Below are 15260 nucleotides of genomic sequence, written 5' to 3'. Positions count from 1 at the left end.
AACGATCCTGCTCCCTCGGGGGCGGTCTTCTCGGATGGAACACTCTCGCATGCAGGGCCCACTGCCTGGTCGGACAACGCCACGCGCGTCACGAGCGCGCGGTGCCGCGCTGCGCGGGGGCTTGGCCGCAGCCCTCGGCCTCGGGCTTGTGCTCGTTTCGACCGTCGCGCAGGCGAACGATCCGGCCGCCGCGGACGCCCTGTTCCAGGCCGCGAAGAAGCTCATGAGCGAGAAGAACTTCGCGGAGGCGTGCCCCAAGTTCGACGCAAGCTACAAGCTCGATCCGACGCTCGGCACGCTGCTCAACCTCGCCGACTGTTACGAGAAGTTCGGCCGCACCGCGACGGCGTGGTCGACGTGGGGCGAGGCCATGGAGAAGGCGCTGCGCGACGGGGACAAACGCGCCGACTTCGCCCGGAGCCGCCGCGACGCGCTCTTCCCGAAGCTGCCGAAGGTCGTCATCAACGTGCAGAACGAGGTCCCGGGCGTGGACATCCTGTGGGACCAGGTGAAGCTCGCGCCCGCGGTCTTCGGCGTGGAGCTGCCCGCGGATCCGGCCGAGCACGACCTGCTCGTCCTGCGTGACGACGGCATGAAGCTCAAGGAAGAGCGCGTGCGCATCACCCAGGAAGGCGCCCGCACCGAGCTCACGCTCGACATCGAGGCGCTCGACAAGGCGAACCCGCGCAAGGTGAAGGTCGTCGAGCCGCCGCCTCCTCCGCCGCCGGGGTCGAGCAAGCAGCGCGTCGCGGGGCTCGTCGTCGGCGGCTTCGGCGCCGCGGCGCTCATCGCCGCCGGCGCGCTCGAAGGCGTGGCGCTCGCCAAGCGTGGCGCCGCGAGCGACAGGTCGGCCTGCGTGAACAAGTTCTGCACGCCCGACGGGCTCGCCGCGATCTCCTCGGCGCAGACGTTCGCCGAGGCCGGACAGTGGATCGGCCTCGGCGGCATCGTCGCTGCGGCCGTCGGCATCACGCTCCTCATCACGGCGCCCCCGGCGGCTCCGTCGCCGCGCCCCGCGACGGGCGTCGTCGTCCCGCGCCCGATGTGGGTGGCCCCGTGGGCCGGGCCGAACGGCGGCGGCCTCGTCGTGGGGGGCGCGTTGTGAAGCGACCCCTCGGCGCGAGGATCGGTGCGATCCTCGTCGTGTTTGGCCTCGCCGGCGGGTGCGCGACCATCCTCGATCTGGAGGGCTACCAGGACGCCGCGGGCTCGCTCTGCACGTGCCCCGGCTTCGAGCAAGTCGCGTCGTGCGCGACGCGCGCGCAGGCGCGCATCTCGGCCGCTTCGGAGGTGGAGCGCACGGCGTTCCTCGACACCTTCGAAAAGAAGCAGTGCGGAACGATCTGCGAGCACGCCGCCGAGTGCTACGCCGCGATCCCCGGCTGCAAGGGCGAGAAGCCCGGGTGCGAGTGCTGCCCGTGGAACAATTCGGTGCTCGCCTGCTCGAGCTCGGACACCTGCCAGACGTGCCGCACGTGCTTCGAGCTCGCCACCGCGCAGGGCGACGGCATGACGTACGAGTGCGCGCTTGGCCGGGGGCGCCTCAAGGAGCTGCGCGACTGCGCGTGCTCCGTGTGCACCGACGACTGCACCGGGTTCTGCCAGAACATCGAGCTGCTCACGGCCGATCCGCAGGACACGTGCCACTCCTGCCTCGAAAAGAGCTGCAAGCCATCGCTCGACGCGTGCTTCAGCGACAAACCTTAGGGGGACCCGCACGTGCATGCCGGATCGCCTCGCCGCGAACCTTCGCCCTCTCGAAGCGCCATGATCCGGCCTCGCCGCGCGCTCGGCGTGCTCTTCGCCGCGCTCTTCTCGTTCGGCGCCGCGAGCTGCCTCGGCGTCCTCGACCTCGACGGGTACGCCTCTGCGCCCGTGGTGCTCTGCGATCTGCTCGAGCGTTGTTACGGCGAGGCGGGCTTCGCCAAGTGCCAGGGCCACGTGAGCTCGCAGCTCGCGGTGGCGACCGCCGAGGGCAAGGAGAGCTTCCTCGAGGGGCTCCCCAAATGCCTCGTGGATTGCAAGTCCGCGCGCCGTTGCCTCGACATGCCCCCGATCTGCCGCGACCCCCGGCAGAGCTGCACGACGAACGAGCAGTGCTGCGGCTTCTCGGGCGGCCTCGCCGTCTGCAGCCGGCAGAGCTGTTGCCAGACGACGGGCACGTCCTGCAAGTCCGACGTCGACTGCTGCACCGGCAAGTGCGAAGGCGATCCGCCGACCTGCGGCGGCACCCCGTGCGTCGTGTCCGGAGAGCCCTGCACCGAGAGCTTCGAGTGTTGCAGCGGTGTGTGCCTCGCCTCGGGCGTGTGCAGCGAGGACACCTGTTTCCCCGACGGGTTCAGCTGCATGGCCGACGTCGATTGTTGCTCGGGCCTCTGCACCCAAGGCATGTGCACCCAGCCCGCGTGCACGCAGAACGACGCGCCTTGCCTCGGGGACAGCGAGTGCTGCAACGCCGCCGGCTGCGACGAGACGCTCGGCATCTGCGGTGACGCGGGCTGCCTCCCGCTCTCGGCGCCTTGCTCCCCGACGGGGCCCGATCCGTGCTGCGGCGACCTCTTCTGCAAGCCCGGCCTCGAGCGCTGCGTGGAGCCCTCGTCGTGCACCGAGACCGGCCAGAACTGCGGCTTCGACGACGAGTGCTGCACCCTGCACTGCCAGGGCACGTGCCAGTGCGCGAACGACGGCGAGGGCTGCTACGAGAGCTACACCTGCTGCAGCGGCGTGTGCATCAACGGCCAGTGCGGGCAGTGCAGGCAGGAGGGCAGCCCTTGCTCGAAGGCCACGGAGTGCTGCGCGGGCATCTGCAACGCCGGCGCGTGCTGCAAGAACTCCGGCTGCAACCACAGCATCTGCCAGCCCGGCGAGGCGCTGACCCCGACGAGCTGCAACGAGAGCGCGGTCGAGATCCAGTGCATCCGGGCGATCTGCGCGAACGATCCGTATTGCTGCTGCGCGACCTGGGACGACAACTGCGTCGGGCAGGTCGCCGCGGTGTGTGGTCTTTCGTGCCCCGCGGGGCCTTGAGTTTTTCCGGCCGCCCGCTGGACCTCGGCCTTCCCGCGCCGCGCCGGTTTCGTCTTTTCGGCTCCGTGGCCTGGTGCTACGCCCTCGGCGTCATGGGCCCCACCCGCACCCACCTCCGCCTCGCATGACGAAAACCGGCTGGACGATGCGCCTCGGGGAGGCGTGCGTGCTCGCGCTCGCGGTCGCGGCTTTCTCGGCCGTGCCCACCGCGCTCCGGACGAGCGGCGCGGGCGGGACGCTCCTCGATGGCTTGCTCGTGGGAACGGCGGCGCTCCTGCCCGTCGTCACGCTCTCCATCGTGCTCCTGCGCGCCGCGGGGCGCGGCCTGCGGGGCGTGATCGGCGCGGGCGCCGGGCCCACGGCGGCGCTCGGGATCGCGTTATGGGTCGGCCTCGCGCTCCCGGCGCTCGCGGTCCTCGCGGGGCTGCTGAAGGCCCTCACGCACCATCGTGGCCTCGGCGGCGCCACGTTCGGCGTGCTCGGCGCGTTCGTCGTCGTCGCCTGCGCCCTCGTCGCGCGTCGCATGGTCGAGGCCGGCCAGGGGCTCGTCGCGCGCGGCGTTCGCCCGCTCTACGTCGCGGCAGGCGGCGCCGTCGTTTCGGTCCTGCCGCTCCTCGTCGTCGCGGCTTGGCTCTACCGCGCGTCGGGCGGCGCCGGCACGGCGTCCGTGAGCGCGGCGCTCGTCGACCTCGCGATCGCCGTCCTCGCGACCGCGCTCGTCGCCTCGATCGAGCTCAGCGACAAACTCCTCAAGCTCGCCTCCGCGTTCGGCGTCCCGTTCGCGGCGGTCGTCATGATCGCGGCCTCGGCGCGCCTCGAATCGTCCCCGCCGCTCGGTCGCGCGGTGCAGGCGGGCGGCGGCCTCGCGGCGACGATGCTCTCGGCCCTCGAGCGCTGGACCGATCGCGACGGCGACGGCATGGGCGCGCATTTCGGCGGCGGCGATTGCGACGAAGGGGATCCGCGCCGCCACCCCGGCGCCGAGGACGTGCCCGGCGACGGCATCGATCAGGACTGCAGCGGCGCCGACACGCCGCGCGCCGAGCCGCCGACGAAGGCACCCGCCTCCGCACAGCCCCCGTCCTCGGCATCGCCCGCGCTTGCGCCTGCGCCGGCACCGTCCGCGCCCGCGGCGGGAAAAAACCTCGATCCTTCACGCCCGGACATCCTGCTCATCACGCTCGACACCGTGCGCGCCGATCATACGAGCATGTACGGGTACGACCAGAAGACCACGCCGCACCTCGAAGAGCTCGCCGCGAAGGGCGTCGTCTTCGAGCACGCGTATGCCACGGGCAGCGACACCCAGCGCGCGCTCGCGCCGCTCGTCTCGGGAAAACCCCTCTCGCAGACCCCGCACAACCGCCGCGAGTGGCCCACGCTGGCCGATGAAATCGACACGGTCGCCGAGCGCATGAAGCGGGCGGGGTACGCGACGGCCGCGGTCGTCTCGTTCACGTGGCTCAGCGAGGATCGTGGCTTCGCGCAGGGCTTCGATCGGTTCGAGCCCGTCTATCGCGAAGAGCACCCTGAGCGCAGCGTCACCGGCGCGCTCGCCACGCGCGCGGCCCTCTCCGTCCTCGAAGACCTCGGCAAGAAGGACGCGCCGATCTTCCTCTGGATCCACCTCTTCGACGCGCACGAGCGGTACCTCGAACACGCGGGCCTGCGCTTCGGCCGGGGCCAACCGGGCCTCTACGACGGCGAGATCGCCTTCGTCGACAAGCAGATCGGGCAGATCGCGGCGTTCGTCTCGAAGTGGAGCCGCGCCTCGCGCGTCGCGTGGGTCGTCCACGGCTCCCACGGCGAGGGCTTCGACGAGCACGGCGAGAAGGGGCACGGCTCCGAGCTCTACGAAGAGATGATCCGCGTGCCCCTCGTCGTCGCCTTGCCGGGAGGACGTCCTGGTCGATATTCCGAAGGCGCGGTCAGCATGCTCGACGTCGCTCCCACGGTGCTCGCCCTGGGCAATGCCCCGCTGGATGGCGTTTCGGGCATCTCGCTCCTGCCCCACGCGCGCCTCGAAGCGGATGCGCCGCGTCGTCCTCCTGTGCTCGCGTATGCCTCGAAGCGGGTCGCCTTGATCGATTGGCCGCTGAAGCTCATTGTGATCGAGCGCAAGAAACAGAACCGCAACTTCCTCTTCGATCTCGGGGCCGACCCGCGCGAGACGAAAGACCTCTCGGCCGACCGTCCGGACGATGTGGCCAAGCTCGTGAAGCTCGCCTCCGAGATTGCACCATCCCCCTAGCGAGGCGCGTCGAATCGTCATGCCCGCAGAAACCTCGTCCCCGCCGCCTGCCGCCCCCCCTCCGGAGCCGACCCCGCGCGGATCACGCACGGTTCATGCCCTCGTGGGCGCGAGCGTGCTCGCGTGCGTCGTCGCTTCCGCCGTGGGCGTCGTCAAGTTCGCCGCCAAGCAGGAGCTGCCGCTCTCGCTCGCGTTCGGCGCGATCCGCGGCATCGTCCCGCGCAAGCCCACGCACGAGTGGCGCCTCGTCGGGGGCAAGCACTGGCAGATCGTCGCGCCTTCCGCCGAGCCGACCGAGACCACAGACATGCTCGAAGCGAACCGCGGCGCCTGTCCGGGCGGCATGGTCGAGGTGAAGGGCACGATGAAGGTCGACCCCTCGGCGACGGCCGCCTACGACGGCAAGTCGGTCGAGGAGCTGCAGAAGAAGACCTGCACGAAGTGGATCAACCGCGACTACCCCGAGCGCTGCGCCGAGTTCGACCGGGACCAGTGGCTCACGCTCTCGAAGGAGCTGCCCACGAAGCCCATGCATTTTTGCATGGATCGCTTCGAGTACCCGAACCGGAAGGGCGACTATCCGGTCATCATGGTGAACTTCCACGAGGCGACCGAGCTCTGCGCCGAGCAGGGCAAGCGCCTCTGCGACGAGAACGAATGGACGTTCGCCTGCGAGGGTGAAGAGGCGCAGCCCTATCCGTACGGCTACGTGCGCGACACCGAGGCGTGCGTCATCGACAACAAGTGGCGCCCCTACAACGAGCGCGCCATGCAGCCCCGCGACGGCCTCGCCGCCATGAACGAGCTCGACCGCCTCTGGCAGGGCGTCCCCTCGGGCTCGCGTCCGCGGTGCAAGAGCCCGTTCGGCCTCTACGACATGACCGGCAACGTCGACGAGTGGACCCGGAACGTCCGGACCTGGGAGGCCCACGCCTCCATCCTGAAGGGCGGCTACTGGGGCCCGGTGCGCACGCGGTGCCGGCCCTCCACGCGCTCGCACGACGAGAACCACACGTTCTACCAGCAGGGCTTCCGCTGCTGCGCCGCTGTCGGGACCACCCTCGAAGCCAAGAGCTTCAACGCGGATCCCGCCGTCGCGCCCCTGCCGCGGGAGCTCAAGTGAGCCGCGGGGCCTGTCGCGCCGCCCGCGCTGCTTTATCCTCGACCTCGTGACGACCTCCTCTGCGCCCCCGCCTCCTTCGCCCGAAGGCCGTGCTCCCGAAGGACAAGGCCCCGCGCCGCGTCCAGGGCGCTGGATCGACACGCTCACCACACTCCTGCTCGTCGCGACCGCTTGCTTCGTCACCGTCTCCGCGGCGCCGGCGCTCCTCCGCGCCGCGGGCCTCGCGCCGTTCGGGCCTTCGGGCACGTTTCGCTCGCCCTTGCGAGGCCCCGCGGATCCGCACCCGATCGGGGCCGGGCTCGCCGAGGACGACGAGGACGACGATCATGGCGGCGACCCGCTCCTCGCCCCGCGCTTCGACCCCTCCCGCGACGCTCCTCGCGCGTCGGGCTCGAGCGCGGACACGGCCGAGCCCGACGAGGGCGCGCCTCGCGGGCGCATGCGTCCTGCGATCGTGCGTCGCAAGGCGACCTTGCGCCTCTCGGCCTCGGAAGAAGCCGATCCCACGGGGGAGGTCAACGTCGGGGACTCGGTCTTCGTCGTCCGGGAGCAGGGCGAGTGGGTCCTTGTCTTGCAAACCGGCGCCGAGGGTGTCCTCATGGGCTGGACGCAGAGGAGCCAGCTTGCGATTCGTTGAAGATTGTCGGCTTTCCACCCCACGCGGCGCGAGAGGGGCGCGAGCATGAAGCGAGCATTTCGCGGCAGGATCATGACCGCGTGTTCGGGCGGCGAGGGCCTCCGGTACCTCGACGACGGCATCCTCGTGCTCGGCGAAGATGGCCGCATCGAGGCCGTCGAGCCCTGGACCGGACCTCCGAACGGCGTCCTCGTGCGCGACGTTCGTCCGTCGCTCCTCGTGCCCGGGTTCGTCGACGCGCACCTGCATTACCCGCAGACCCGCGTCATCGGCAGCGCCACGGGCCCGCTCTTGCCGTGGCTCGAACGCACCGTCTTCCCCGAGGAAGCGCGCTTCCTCGACGAGCGCCACGCCTCGGCTGTCGCCGCCGAGCTCACGCAGCGGCTCGCGGCGGCAGGCACCACCACCGCTGTCCTTTATTCGAGCTCGAACCCCACGGCCACGCGTGTCCTCTTCGAGGCCCTCGCGCGGAGCGGCCATCGCGCCTTCGCAGGCCTGACCCTCATGGATCAGCATTGCCCCGAGCCTCTCCGCGTCGACGCGGATCACGCGCTCGCCGCGTGCGCCGAGCTCGTCCGCGCCTACCATGGCCATGATCGCGGTCGCCTCTCCTTCGTGATCACCCCGCGCTTCGCGCCCACCTGCTCGCGCGCCTTGCTCGAAGGCGCGGGCCGGCTCGCCCAGGATCACGGCCTGTTCGTCCAGACGCACGTCTCGGAGAACCCGGACGAGTGCCGCGCGGCGCTCGCCGTGCACCCGTTCGCCAAGGATTACCTCGACATCTACGACCGCACGGGCCTCCTCGGCGAGCGCACGCTCCTCGCGCACGCCATTCACTTGTCGCCGGACGAATGGGATCGGATCCGCGAACGCGGCGCGCGCATCGCGCATTGCTCCGATTCTAACTTTTTCCTCGGCAGCGGCCGCATGCGCCTCGCCGACGCCCGCGCCCGCTCGATCCCCGTCGCGCTCGGCACCGACGTCGCCGCGGGCCGCACCTTCGACGTGCGCCGCATGATGTCCTCCACGTACGACAATGCGATGTGCCTCGGTGATCCGATCACCCCCGAGGACCTCTTCCGTCTCGGCACGCTCGGCGGCGCGGAGGTGCTCGGTATTGCGCGCGAGACCGGCAGCCTGGAGGCGGGCAAGGACGCTGACTTCTGCGTGATCGAGCTCCCGGCTTACGTGCAGGAGGCGAACGACGTGCTCGCCCGGATCGTGTTCAGCAGCGATACGACGCCCGTGCGCGAGACGTACGTGCGGGGGAAGCGCGTCGTGGGTGGGTGACGAGGATGCGGAATGTCGTGGCGCGAAAAACGCGCCGCTCGTTCAGGACCGACGCCCCTCGGTCACCATCTGCCACAACGCGGCGATCAGCTCCGGCATGCCCTCGCCCGTCGCTGCGCTCACGAGGTGCAGATCGATCTTTGCCCGCTTGAAGCGCTTCCGGATCGCCGGGTACGCCTCTTTCACCTCGGTCAGGTCTGCCTTCGAAAGCGCCACGATCTCCGGCCGCGCCGCGAGCTCCTCGCTGTACTTGGCGATTTCCTTTCGGATCGCCCGATAATCCTTCAACGGATCCCGCCCCTCACCCGGATCGATCGTCACGAGGTGCAAGAGCGCCCCCGTGCGTTCGAGGTGCTTCAAGAATCGCGTCCCGAGGCCCACGCCTTCGCTCGCGCCCGGCACGAGGCCTGGGATGTCGGCGACCACGAAATGCGTGCCGCCCGCCCGCCTCCCTCCGCCGATCTCCACCACCCCGAGCGACGGCGTCAGCGTCGTGAACGGGTAGTCCGCGATCTTCGGCCGCGCCTTCGACACCGCCGCGACGAACGTGCTCTTGCCCGCGTTCGGGAAGCCCACGAGCCCCACGTCCGCCAGCACCTTGAGCTCGAGCCGGAGCTCGCGCTCCTCGCCCGGGTCTCCCTTCTCGGCCCGCCGCGGCGCCCGCTCCTCCGCGCTCTTGAAGTGGATGTTGCCTCGACCCCCCTTGCCCCCGCGCGCCACGACCACACGCTGCTCGTGCGCCGTCACGTCCGCGAGGAGCTCGCCCGTCTCGCCGTCGTAGATCTGCGTACCGAGCGGCACGCGCTCCACGCGGTCTTCGCCCCCGCGCCCATGACAGTCCGAACCTTGACCGTGCTCGCCTCGTTCCGCCTCGATCGTCCGCGCGTAGACGAAGTCGAGCAGCGTGCTCATCCCTTCGTCGCCGACGAGCACGACGTCTCCGCCGCGGCCTCCGTCGCCCCCCGAGGGGCCCCCGAAGGGCACGTACTTTTCCCGGCGGAAGGCAACGGACCCGTTGCCGCCGCTGCCTGCTACCACCTTGACCTTACACTCGTCGACGAACCGCATGGCGGCGCGGCTTCTACCACAATGATACGGATACGACAGCGGAGGAGACGAAATTGCCGGCACGGATCCTGATCGTCGACGACAACCAGAGCCTCGCGAAGAACCTCCGGGACGTCCTCTCGGGGGATCCCGAGCTCGACGTGGAGGTTTCGCTCGCCGAGACCGGCGCCGAGGCGCTCGAGCGGGCTCAGAAGGACGGCTTCGAGGTCGCGGTCGTCGACGTCAAGCTGCCCGACGGCAGCGGCGTCGACCTCATCGGCCCCCTGCGCGAGGCTTGCCCCCACGGCGAGATCGTCCTCGTCACGGGCAACGCCACGGTCAACACGGCCATCGCCGCCCTCCGCGCCGGCGCCTTCGCGTTCATCCTGAAGAACTTCCGCCCCGCCGAGCTCATCTCCACCGTCGCCCAGGCCCTCGAAAAGATCGCCCTGAAGCGCGAGCGCGAGGAGTTCGAGCGCCGCTACCGCGCCATCGTCGATGCGGCGGATGTCCTCATCGTCGGCCTCGACGCCTTCGGCGACGTCACGCTCTGGAACCCGCGCCTCGCGGCCATGACCGGCGTCTCCACCGAGGCCGCGCTCCGCGGCGCCTTGCCCGACAACATCCTCGACGAGGACAGCCGAAAGAAGGTCTGCCAGGCGTTCGTCGCGGTCCGCGACGGCGGCGCGGCGACCGAGATCGAGGTCGGCGTGCGGGACGCCATGGGCGCGATCCGCCGCGTCCGCTGGCACCTGAGCCCCGTGCGCGGCTCGGGCAAGCGCATCGAGCTCGTCTACGGCATCGGCATCGACGTCACCGAGCGCCGCGCCCTCGAACGGCGCGCGGCCGACGCGGAGGCCTTGAACGCGATGGCGCCGCTCGCGCTTGGCCTCGCGCACGAGATCCGCAACCCGCTGAACGCTGCCGTGCTGGAGCTGCACTTGCTCGCGCGTGGCATCGAGCGGCTCGAAGCGCCGGCCGCGCGGGATCCGATGCGTGCGCGCGTGCGCATCGTGGAGAGCGAGATCAAGCGCCTCGAACGGCTGCTCACGGACTTCCTGGAGCTCGCGCGGCCGCGCGCGCCGCAACGCGAGCCCTTGGATCTCGGGCGTGTCGTCGACGAGGTCCTCGACCTCGAAGCCGAGGCCATCGCCGCGCATGGGCTCGAGCTCGTGCGTGAGCTCGCGGCGGGCGTCGTGGCGCTCGGCGACGTGGAGAAGCTCAAGCAGGTCGTCTTGAACCTCGTGGTCAATGCGCTCGACGTGATGCCCCAGGGCGGCGTCCTCCGGGCCGGGGTGGGCGCGGACGAGCGCGAGGCGTGGCTCTCCATCGGCGACACGGGACCGGGCGTCGATCCCCATATCCTCGCCGAAATCTTCGATCCGTTTTTCACGACGAAGGCAGCGGGCACGGGGCTCGGCCTCGCCATTGTGCGAAAAATCGTCGATCAGCACGGCGGCCGTGTCGTCGTCGATACGAAAAAAGGCGAAGGCACCACGGTCAAAGTCATTTTGCCGAGGGGTTAGCCGCGCGACGTGAGGACAAGCCCCGGAGGATACCTGTAGGCCGCAACTCCGTCCCACGGCGAAAAGGACCGCTGAGACTGGATTCGTTTCACCCTCCTGTTTCAGCGGAACGTGTGAATGAGCGATTGACCGTGTTGCGGGGTTTCGGTATCCTGAAACAAGGTGGCGATCTTTGCTCGTTCACGCAGGAGATACGCATGAAGCTTGGTCATATCGCAGGGTGCGCAGCGATCCTCGTGTCGTTGGCAGGATGCGGTGGGCGCGAGGGTGGCGGCTGGGACGAGGGGGACGTCGCTGCGGCGGAGCAGGAGATCGAGAGCACGAACGGCTTCGAGATCGTGAATGGCCTGAACAGTGGTAATGGCCTGAACAGCGGCAACGGCCTGAACAGCGGCAATGGCCTGAACAGCGGCAATGGCCTGAACAGCGGCAATGGCCTGAACAGCGGCAATGGCCTGAACAGCGGCAATGGCCTGAACAGCGGCAACGGCTTGATGGCGTCGGCGGAAGGTCGCAAGACCGTCGAGTACATCGTCAAGTGCGCGCTCCCGGCGGGGCGCTCGATCACGAAGCACGACGAGACCCTCACGGCTCATACCTACAGCGGCCTGCTCGGCGTCGCCCCGGAATGGGAGACCGGCGCTTGTGACGAGGATTGCCAGGAGAGGATGACCGCGTGCCTCGGCGCGCACCTCAACACGACCGGTGAGCACATCTCCATTTTCCTCGTGGGGAACGAGGCCGCGTTCCCCAGCATCGGCCCGGACACGAGCGCGACGTATCCGACGCAGGAGGGCGCCTTCTTCGGCAACATCTTCAAGAGCCCGCCGGCGTTCTTTTACTGCAACAGCGACGGCGCCTTGACGTCGCCCGTCCCGGGGCGCATCGGTTCGTCCGGGGAGAAACAATACAACAATCCCTTCTCCGGGGACGGCTCCTGCGCGGACAACTGCGTCGCGTTCGACGAGCCGTACGCGTCGGCGGGCTGGGCGTCCTGTGGTGGGTTCGACAACGTGCTCACCGTCTATCGGCAGTGATTCCATTCTCGCCGCGAACGCCCGGCGATGGACGGGCGTTCGCGTGCGCAATGCTTCTCCAACGTTCGTGGCGGCCTTGCGAGCTGCCATGATGAGCTCTCGCGACCGATGACCTTGGCGCGCAGCGACGATATGGCGGAGACGCTCGACGCGGGTGTGGCGCAGAGCCACACGCGCCTCGGCGCCGGGGGGACCGGCGAGGCTCGCATCCCGCCCGACGCGTTGCGGGAGCGATACGAGGAGCTCCGCCTCATCGGCGAAGGCGCGATGGGGACCGTGCTTCGCGGCTGGGATCCGCGCCTCGGCCGCGCGGTCGCGCTGAAGCTCCTGAAGAGCGACGACCCCGACGGCACGAGGCGATTCTTGGCCGAGGCCCGGGCGCAGGCGCGCGTGCAGCACGACAACGTTTGTCGCGTGTACGAGGTCGGCGAGGCCGACGGCCAGCCGTACATTGCGATGGAGCTCATCGACGGCGTGCCGCTCGATCGCGCGCACCAGAAGATGACGCTGGAGCAGAAGGTGAAGGTCGTCCGTGAGGTTGCTGCGGCGCTGCACGAGGCGCATCGGCTCGGCCTCGTTCACCGCGACGTCAAACCCGGCAACATCATGGTGACGACGGCCGAGGACGGCTCCTTCAAGCCCTACGTCGTCGATTTTGGGCTGGCCCGCGAAGTCTCGGGCAGCGGCGAGACGCTCCAGAACGCCATTGCGGGCACGCCGTCGTACATGTCCCCCGAGCAGGCGGAGGGGAATACGACCCTCCTCGACCGGCGCACGGACGTCTACAGCCTGGGCGCCACGCTCTACGAGATCATCGCAGGCCGGCCGCCGTTTGTTGGGTCAAACGCGATGTCGATCCTGACGCAGGTGATCCTCGAGGACGCGCCGGGGCTCGGGAGCATCCGGCGGGGCGTGCCCACCGAGCTCGAGACCATCGTGATGACGTGCCTGCAGCGAGATCCTTCGCGCCGGTACGAATCGGCGCGGGCGCTCGGGGAGGATCTCCAGCGCTTCCTCGACGGGGAGCCGATCCAGGCCAAGCGCGCCTCGCTCGCTTATGTCCTGTGGGCGAAGACGCGGAAAAACCGGGCCGTGGTCCTCGTCGCGGGCATCGGCCTCAGCGTCGCGCTTGTCCTCGGGGGCATGTGGGTGAACGCCGCGCGGCACGCCTCCGAGCAGGCGAGGCTCGCGCGCGAGCTCGGCGAGGACGTGAAATACGTCGAGCTCTTTCTTCGGAGTGCATACGGTTTTCCCGCGCACGACATCGAGCGCGAGCGGCGCGTCGTGCGGGCCCGCCTCGCTGAAATCGAGCGCAGGATGGCCGCGGCTGGGCGCGCCGGCGAGGGCCCTGGTCATTACGCGCTCGGCCGCGGGCACCTGGCGCTGCACGAGTACGAGACGGCGAGGACGCAGCTCGCGCGGGCGTTCGGGGCCGGGTACACGAAGCCCGAGGTGCATTACGCGCTCGGGCTCGCGCTGGGCGGTCGTTATCAGGAAGAGCTCGACGGCGCGCGTCGCCTCGAAGACGGGGCGGCGCGCGAGGCCGCGATCCGGAAGGCCGAGGCGAGCTTTCGCGACCCGGCCTTGCGACACCTCCAAGCGAGCGGCGGGACCGAAGTCGAGTCGCGGGCGTACATCGAGGGGCTCGTCGCGCTTTACGAAAAACGTTACGACGACGCCGCGGCAAAGGCGCTTTGGGCGGCGGAAGAGTCCCCCTGGCTCTACGAGGCGAAGAAGCTCGAAGGGGACGCGCGATTCGAGGCGGGGATCACGGCGAGCGAGAGCGGGCGCCAGGAAGAGGGGCGCCGCCTCTTCATGCGGGCGATCGAGGCGTATCGGGAGGCGGCGTCCATGGCGCGTAGTGACGCGGCCGTCCACGAGGCGCTCGCCGAATCCTGGATTCAGGTCCTCGGCCTCGACAAATGGGAGGGGCGCGACGGCCGCGTCGCGTTCGACGCCGCGCTCGCCGCGTGTAACGACGCGCTCGCGGTGAACCCGCGGAGCGCCAATACGTACAGCAAGCAGGGGCGCGCCTATTACCACCTGGGCGACCACCAGCTCCGCAGCGGGGGCGACCCTCGCCCGACGCTCGAAAAGGCGGTCGAGAGCGGGCGCGCGGCCATCCAGATCGCGCCGGGCGACGCGATTTCGATGGACGGCGTCGGGATCGCCCACGTCTACATCGCGAAGTACGAGCGCAGGATCGGGCTCGACCCCGTGCCCTCGCTCGAGCGCGCCATGAAGAGCTTCGACGAAGCGAACCGCATTCAGCCGAGCTTCGCGTGGGCCTGGAACGACGCGGGCATCGCCCTCCAGAGCCGGGCGGAATACGAGGCCGACCACGGGCTCGATCCTCGCAAGACGCTCGACGAATCCGTCGCGCGGTACGAGCGGGCGGGGAAGGAAGACCGCACCTACAACTCGGCGTTTTCGAACATGGCGCTCGTCCTCGCGATCCGCGCGGGCTACGAGCTCTCGATCGGACAGGACCCGCGCCCTTCCGTGCAGCGCGCCGTCGAGGCTTGCGCGCGTGGCGCGGAGATCAACCCGAAATGGCTCCCCATGCTGAACAACCGCGGCTGGGCCGAGCTCGTCGCCGCGCAATACGAGGAGGCCACCGGCGTCGATCCCACGGCGACGCTCGATCGTGTCGAGGCGAGCTTCCAGGCCTCGCTCGACCTCAACAAGGATGAGGCCGATACCCATTTCGGCATGGGCGCCGCGAAGCACGTCCGCGCGCTCTACCTCCTCCGCACGAACGCCGATCCGCAAAAGGTCCTCGACGCGGCCCACGCCGAGCTTCGCCGCGCTGCCCTGCTCGACGCGCGGGAGCCCCTCATTCGCCTCGAGCTCGGCCTGCTCACGATGACCATGGCCCGACGCGCGGCGCTCCGCGGCGAGGCGCCGGCGGCCCTGCTCGACGAGGCCGAGCGTGTCCTTCGGGAGGGATTGCGCATCAACACCCGCCACGCCCCGCTCCACGCCACGCTCGCCGAGCTGCTCGCGCTCCGGGCCGAGCAACGGATCACGCGCGGCGAGGCGCGCGAAAAACTCCTCGCGGAGGGCCTCGCCGTCGCCGACGAGGCCCTCCAACACAACCCGAAATGGGCCCTCGCCATGGCCGCCAAGGGCGCCCTCCTCGCTGAGCGCGCCCACGCCGCAAAGGACGCCGCCCGCGCGGACGACATTCGGCTGGCGGTGGAATGGCTCGACAAGGCGATCGCGACGAACCCCCTCTTGCCGCGGCGCTTCCAGGATCGACGCGCTGCTCTTCGTCGCGCCCCCTGAAGTCCCTTGTGGCAGAACCCGGCGATCGCTTATC

The 15260-nt window shown here is 69.9% G+C and carries 11 protein-coding genes; 10 read left to right on the top strand and 1 reads right to left on the bottom strand.

The annotated features are described in order from the left end of the window. Nucleotides 1-121: 121 nt before the first annotated feature. The 7 genes from POL67_RS38775 (at nucleotide 122) to POL67_RS38745 (ending at nucleotide 8328) form a co-directional block, all read left to right on the top strand. Entirely contained in the window at nucleotides 122-1105 is a 984-nt protein-coding gene (locus tag POL67_RS38775; protein WP_271925752.1) for a hypothetical protein, read from the top strand. Beyond that, nucleotides 1102-1707, top strand: coding sequence for a hypothetical protein (locus tag POL67_RS38770; protein ID WP_271925751.1), 606 nt, complete (start codon nucleotides 1102-1104; stop codon nucleotides 1705-1707). The genes POL67_RS38775 and POL67_RS38770 overlap by 4 nt, the downstream gene beginning before the upstream one ends. A 60-nt stretch (nucleotides 1708-1767) precedes the next feature. Further along, complete coding sequence (locus POL67_RS38765) at nucleotides 1768-3027, top strand: hypothetical protein (protein WP_271925750.1); 1260 nt, start codon at nucleotides 1768-1770, stop codon at nucleotides 3025-3027. A 124-nt stretch (nucleotides 3028-3151) separates the two neighbouring features. Beyond that, a complete protein-coding gene (locus POL67_RS38760; RefSeq protein ID WP_271925748.1) occupies nucleotides 3152-5278 on the top strand; it encodes a sulfatase-like hydrolase/transferase in 2127 nt (708 codons plus the stop codon). Between the two features lie 19 nt (nucleotides 5279-5297). Beyond that, a complete protein-coding gene (locus POL67_RS38755; RefSeq protein WP_271925746.1) occupies nucleotides 5298-6401 on the top strand; it encodes an SUMF1/EgtB/PvdO family nonheme iron enzyme in 1104 nt (367 codons plus the stop codon). Nucleotides 6402-6447: 46 nt separating this feature from the next. Continuing rightward, complete coding sequence (locus POL67_RS38750) at nucleotides 6448-7038, top strand: hypothetical protein (RefSeq protein WP_271925745.1); 591 nt, start codon at nucleotides 6448-6450, stop codon at nucleotides 7036-7038. Nucleotides 7039-7083: 45 nt separating this feature from the next. Continuing rightward, nucleotides 7084-8328 (top strand): guanine deaminase, encoded by a 1245-nt coding sequence (locus POL67_RS38745; RefSeq protein WP_271925744.1) that lies wholly within the window; start codon nucleotides 7084-7086, stop codon nucleotides 8326-8328. A 42-nt stretch (nucleotides 8329-8370) separates the two neighbouring features. On the opposite strand, the gene obgE is transcribed toward POL67_RS38745, so the two are convergent. Then, nucleotides 8371-9396: a GTPase ObgE gene (gene obgE, locus POL67_RS38740; protein WP_271925742.1), complete on the bottom strand. Its 1026-nt coding sequence runs from the start codon at nucleotides 9394-9396 to the stop codon at nucleotides 8371-8373. A 53-nt stretch (nucleotides 9397-9449) separates the two neighbouring features. Between obgE and POL67_RS38735 the strand changes: the two genes are divergently transcribed. The 3 genes from POL67_RS38735 to POL67_RS38725 all read left to right on the top strand — a co-directional run bounded on the left by POL67_RS38735 (nucleotide 9450) and on the right by POL67_RS38725 (nucleotide 15226). After that, nucleotides 9450-10901 (top strand): hybrid sensor histidine kinase/response regulator, encoded by a 1452-nt coding sequence (locus tag POL67_RS38735; protein WP_271925741.1) that lies wholly within the window; start codon nucleotides 9450-9452, stop codon nucleotides 10899-10901. A 197-nt stretch (nucleotides 10902-11098) separates the two neighbouring features. Further along, entirely contained in the window at nucleotides 11099-11938 is an 840-nt protein-coding gene (locus POL67_RS38730) for a hypothetical protein (RefSeq protein WP_271925740.1), read from the top strand. A 108-nt stretch (nucleotides 11939-12046) separates the two neighbouring features. Further along, nucleotides 12047-15226, top strand: a complete 3180-nt coding sequence (locus tag POL67_RS38725; protein ID WP_271925739.1) for a serine/threonine-protein kinase — start codon at nucleotides 12047-12049, stop codon at nucleotides 15224-15226. Nucleotides 15227-15260 lie beyond the last annotated feature (34 nt).

This window comes from Polyangium mundeleinium, assembly GCF_028369105.1.
Classification (GTDB): domain Bacteria; phylum Myxococcota_A; class Polyangia; order Polyangiales; family Polyangiaceae; genus Polyangium; species Polyangium mundeleinium.
This window is presented reverse-complemented; position numbering and strand designations above follow the sequence as displayed.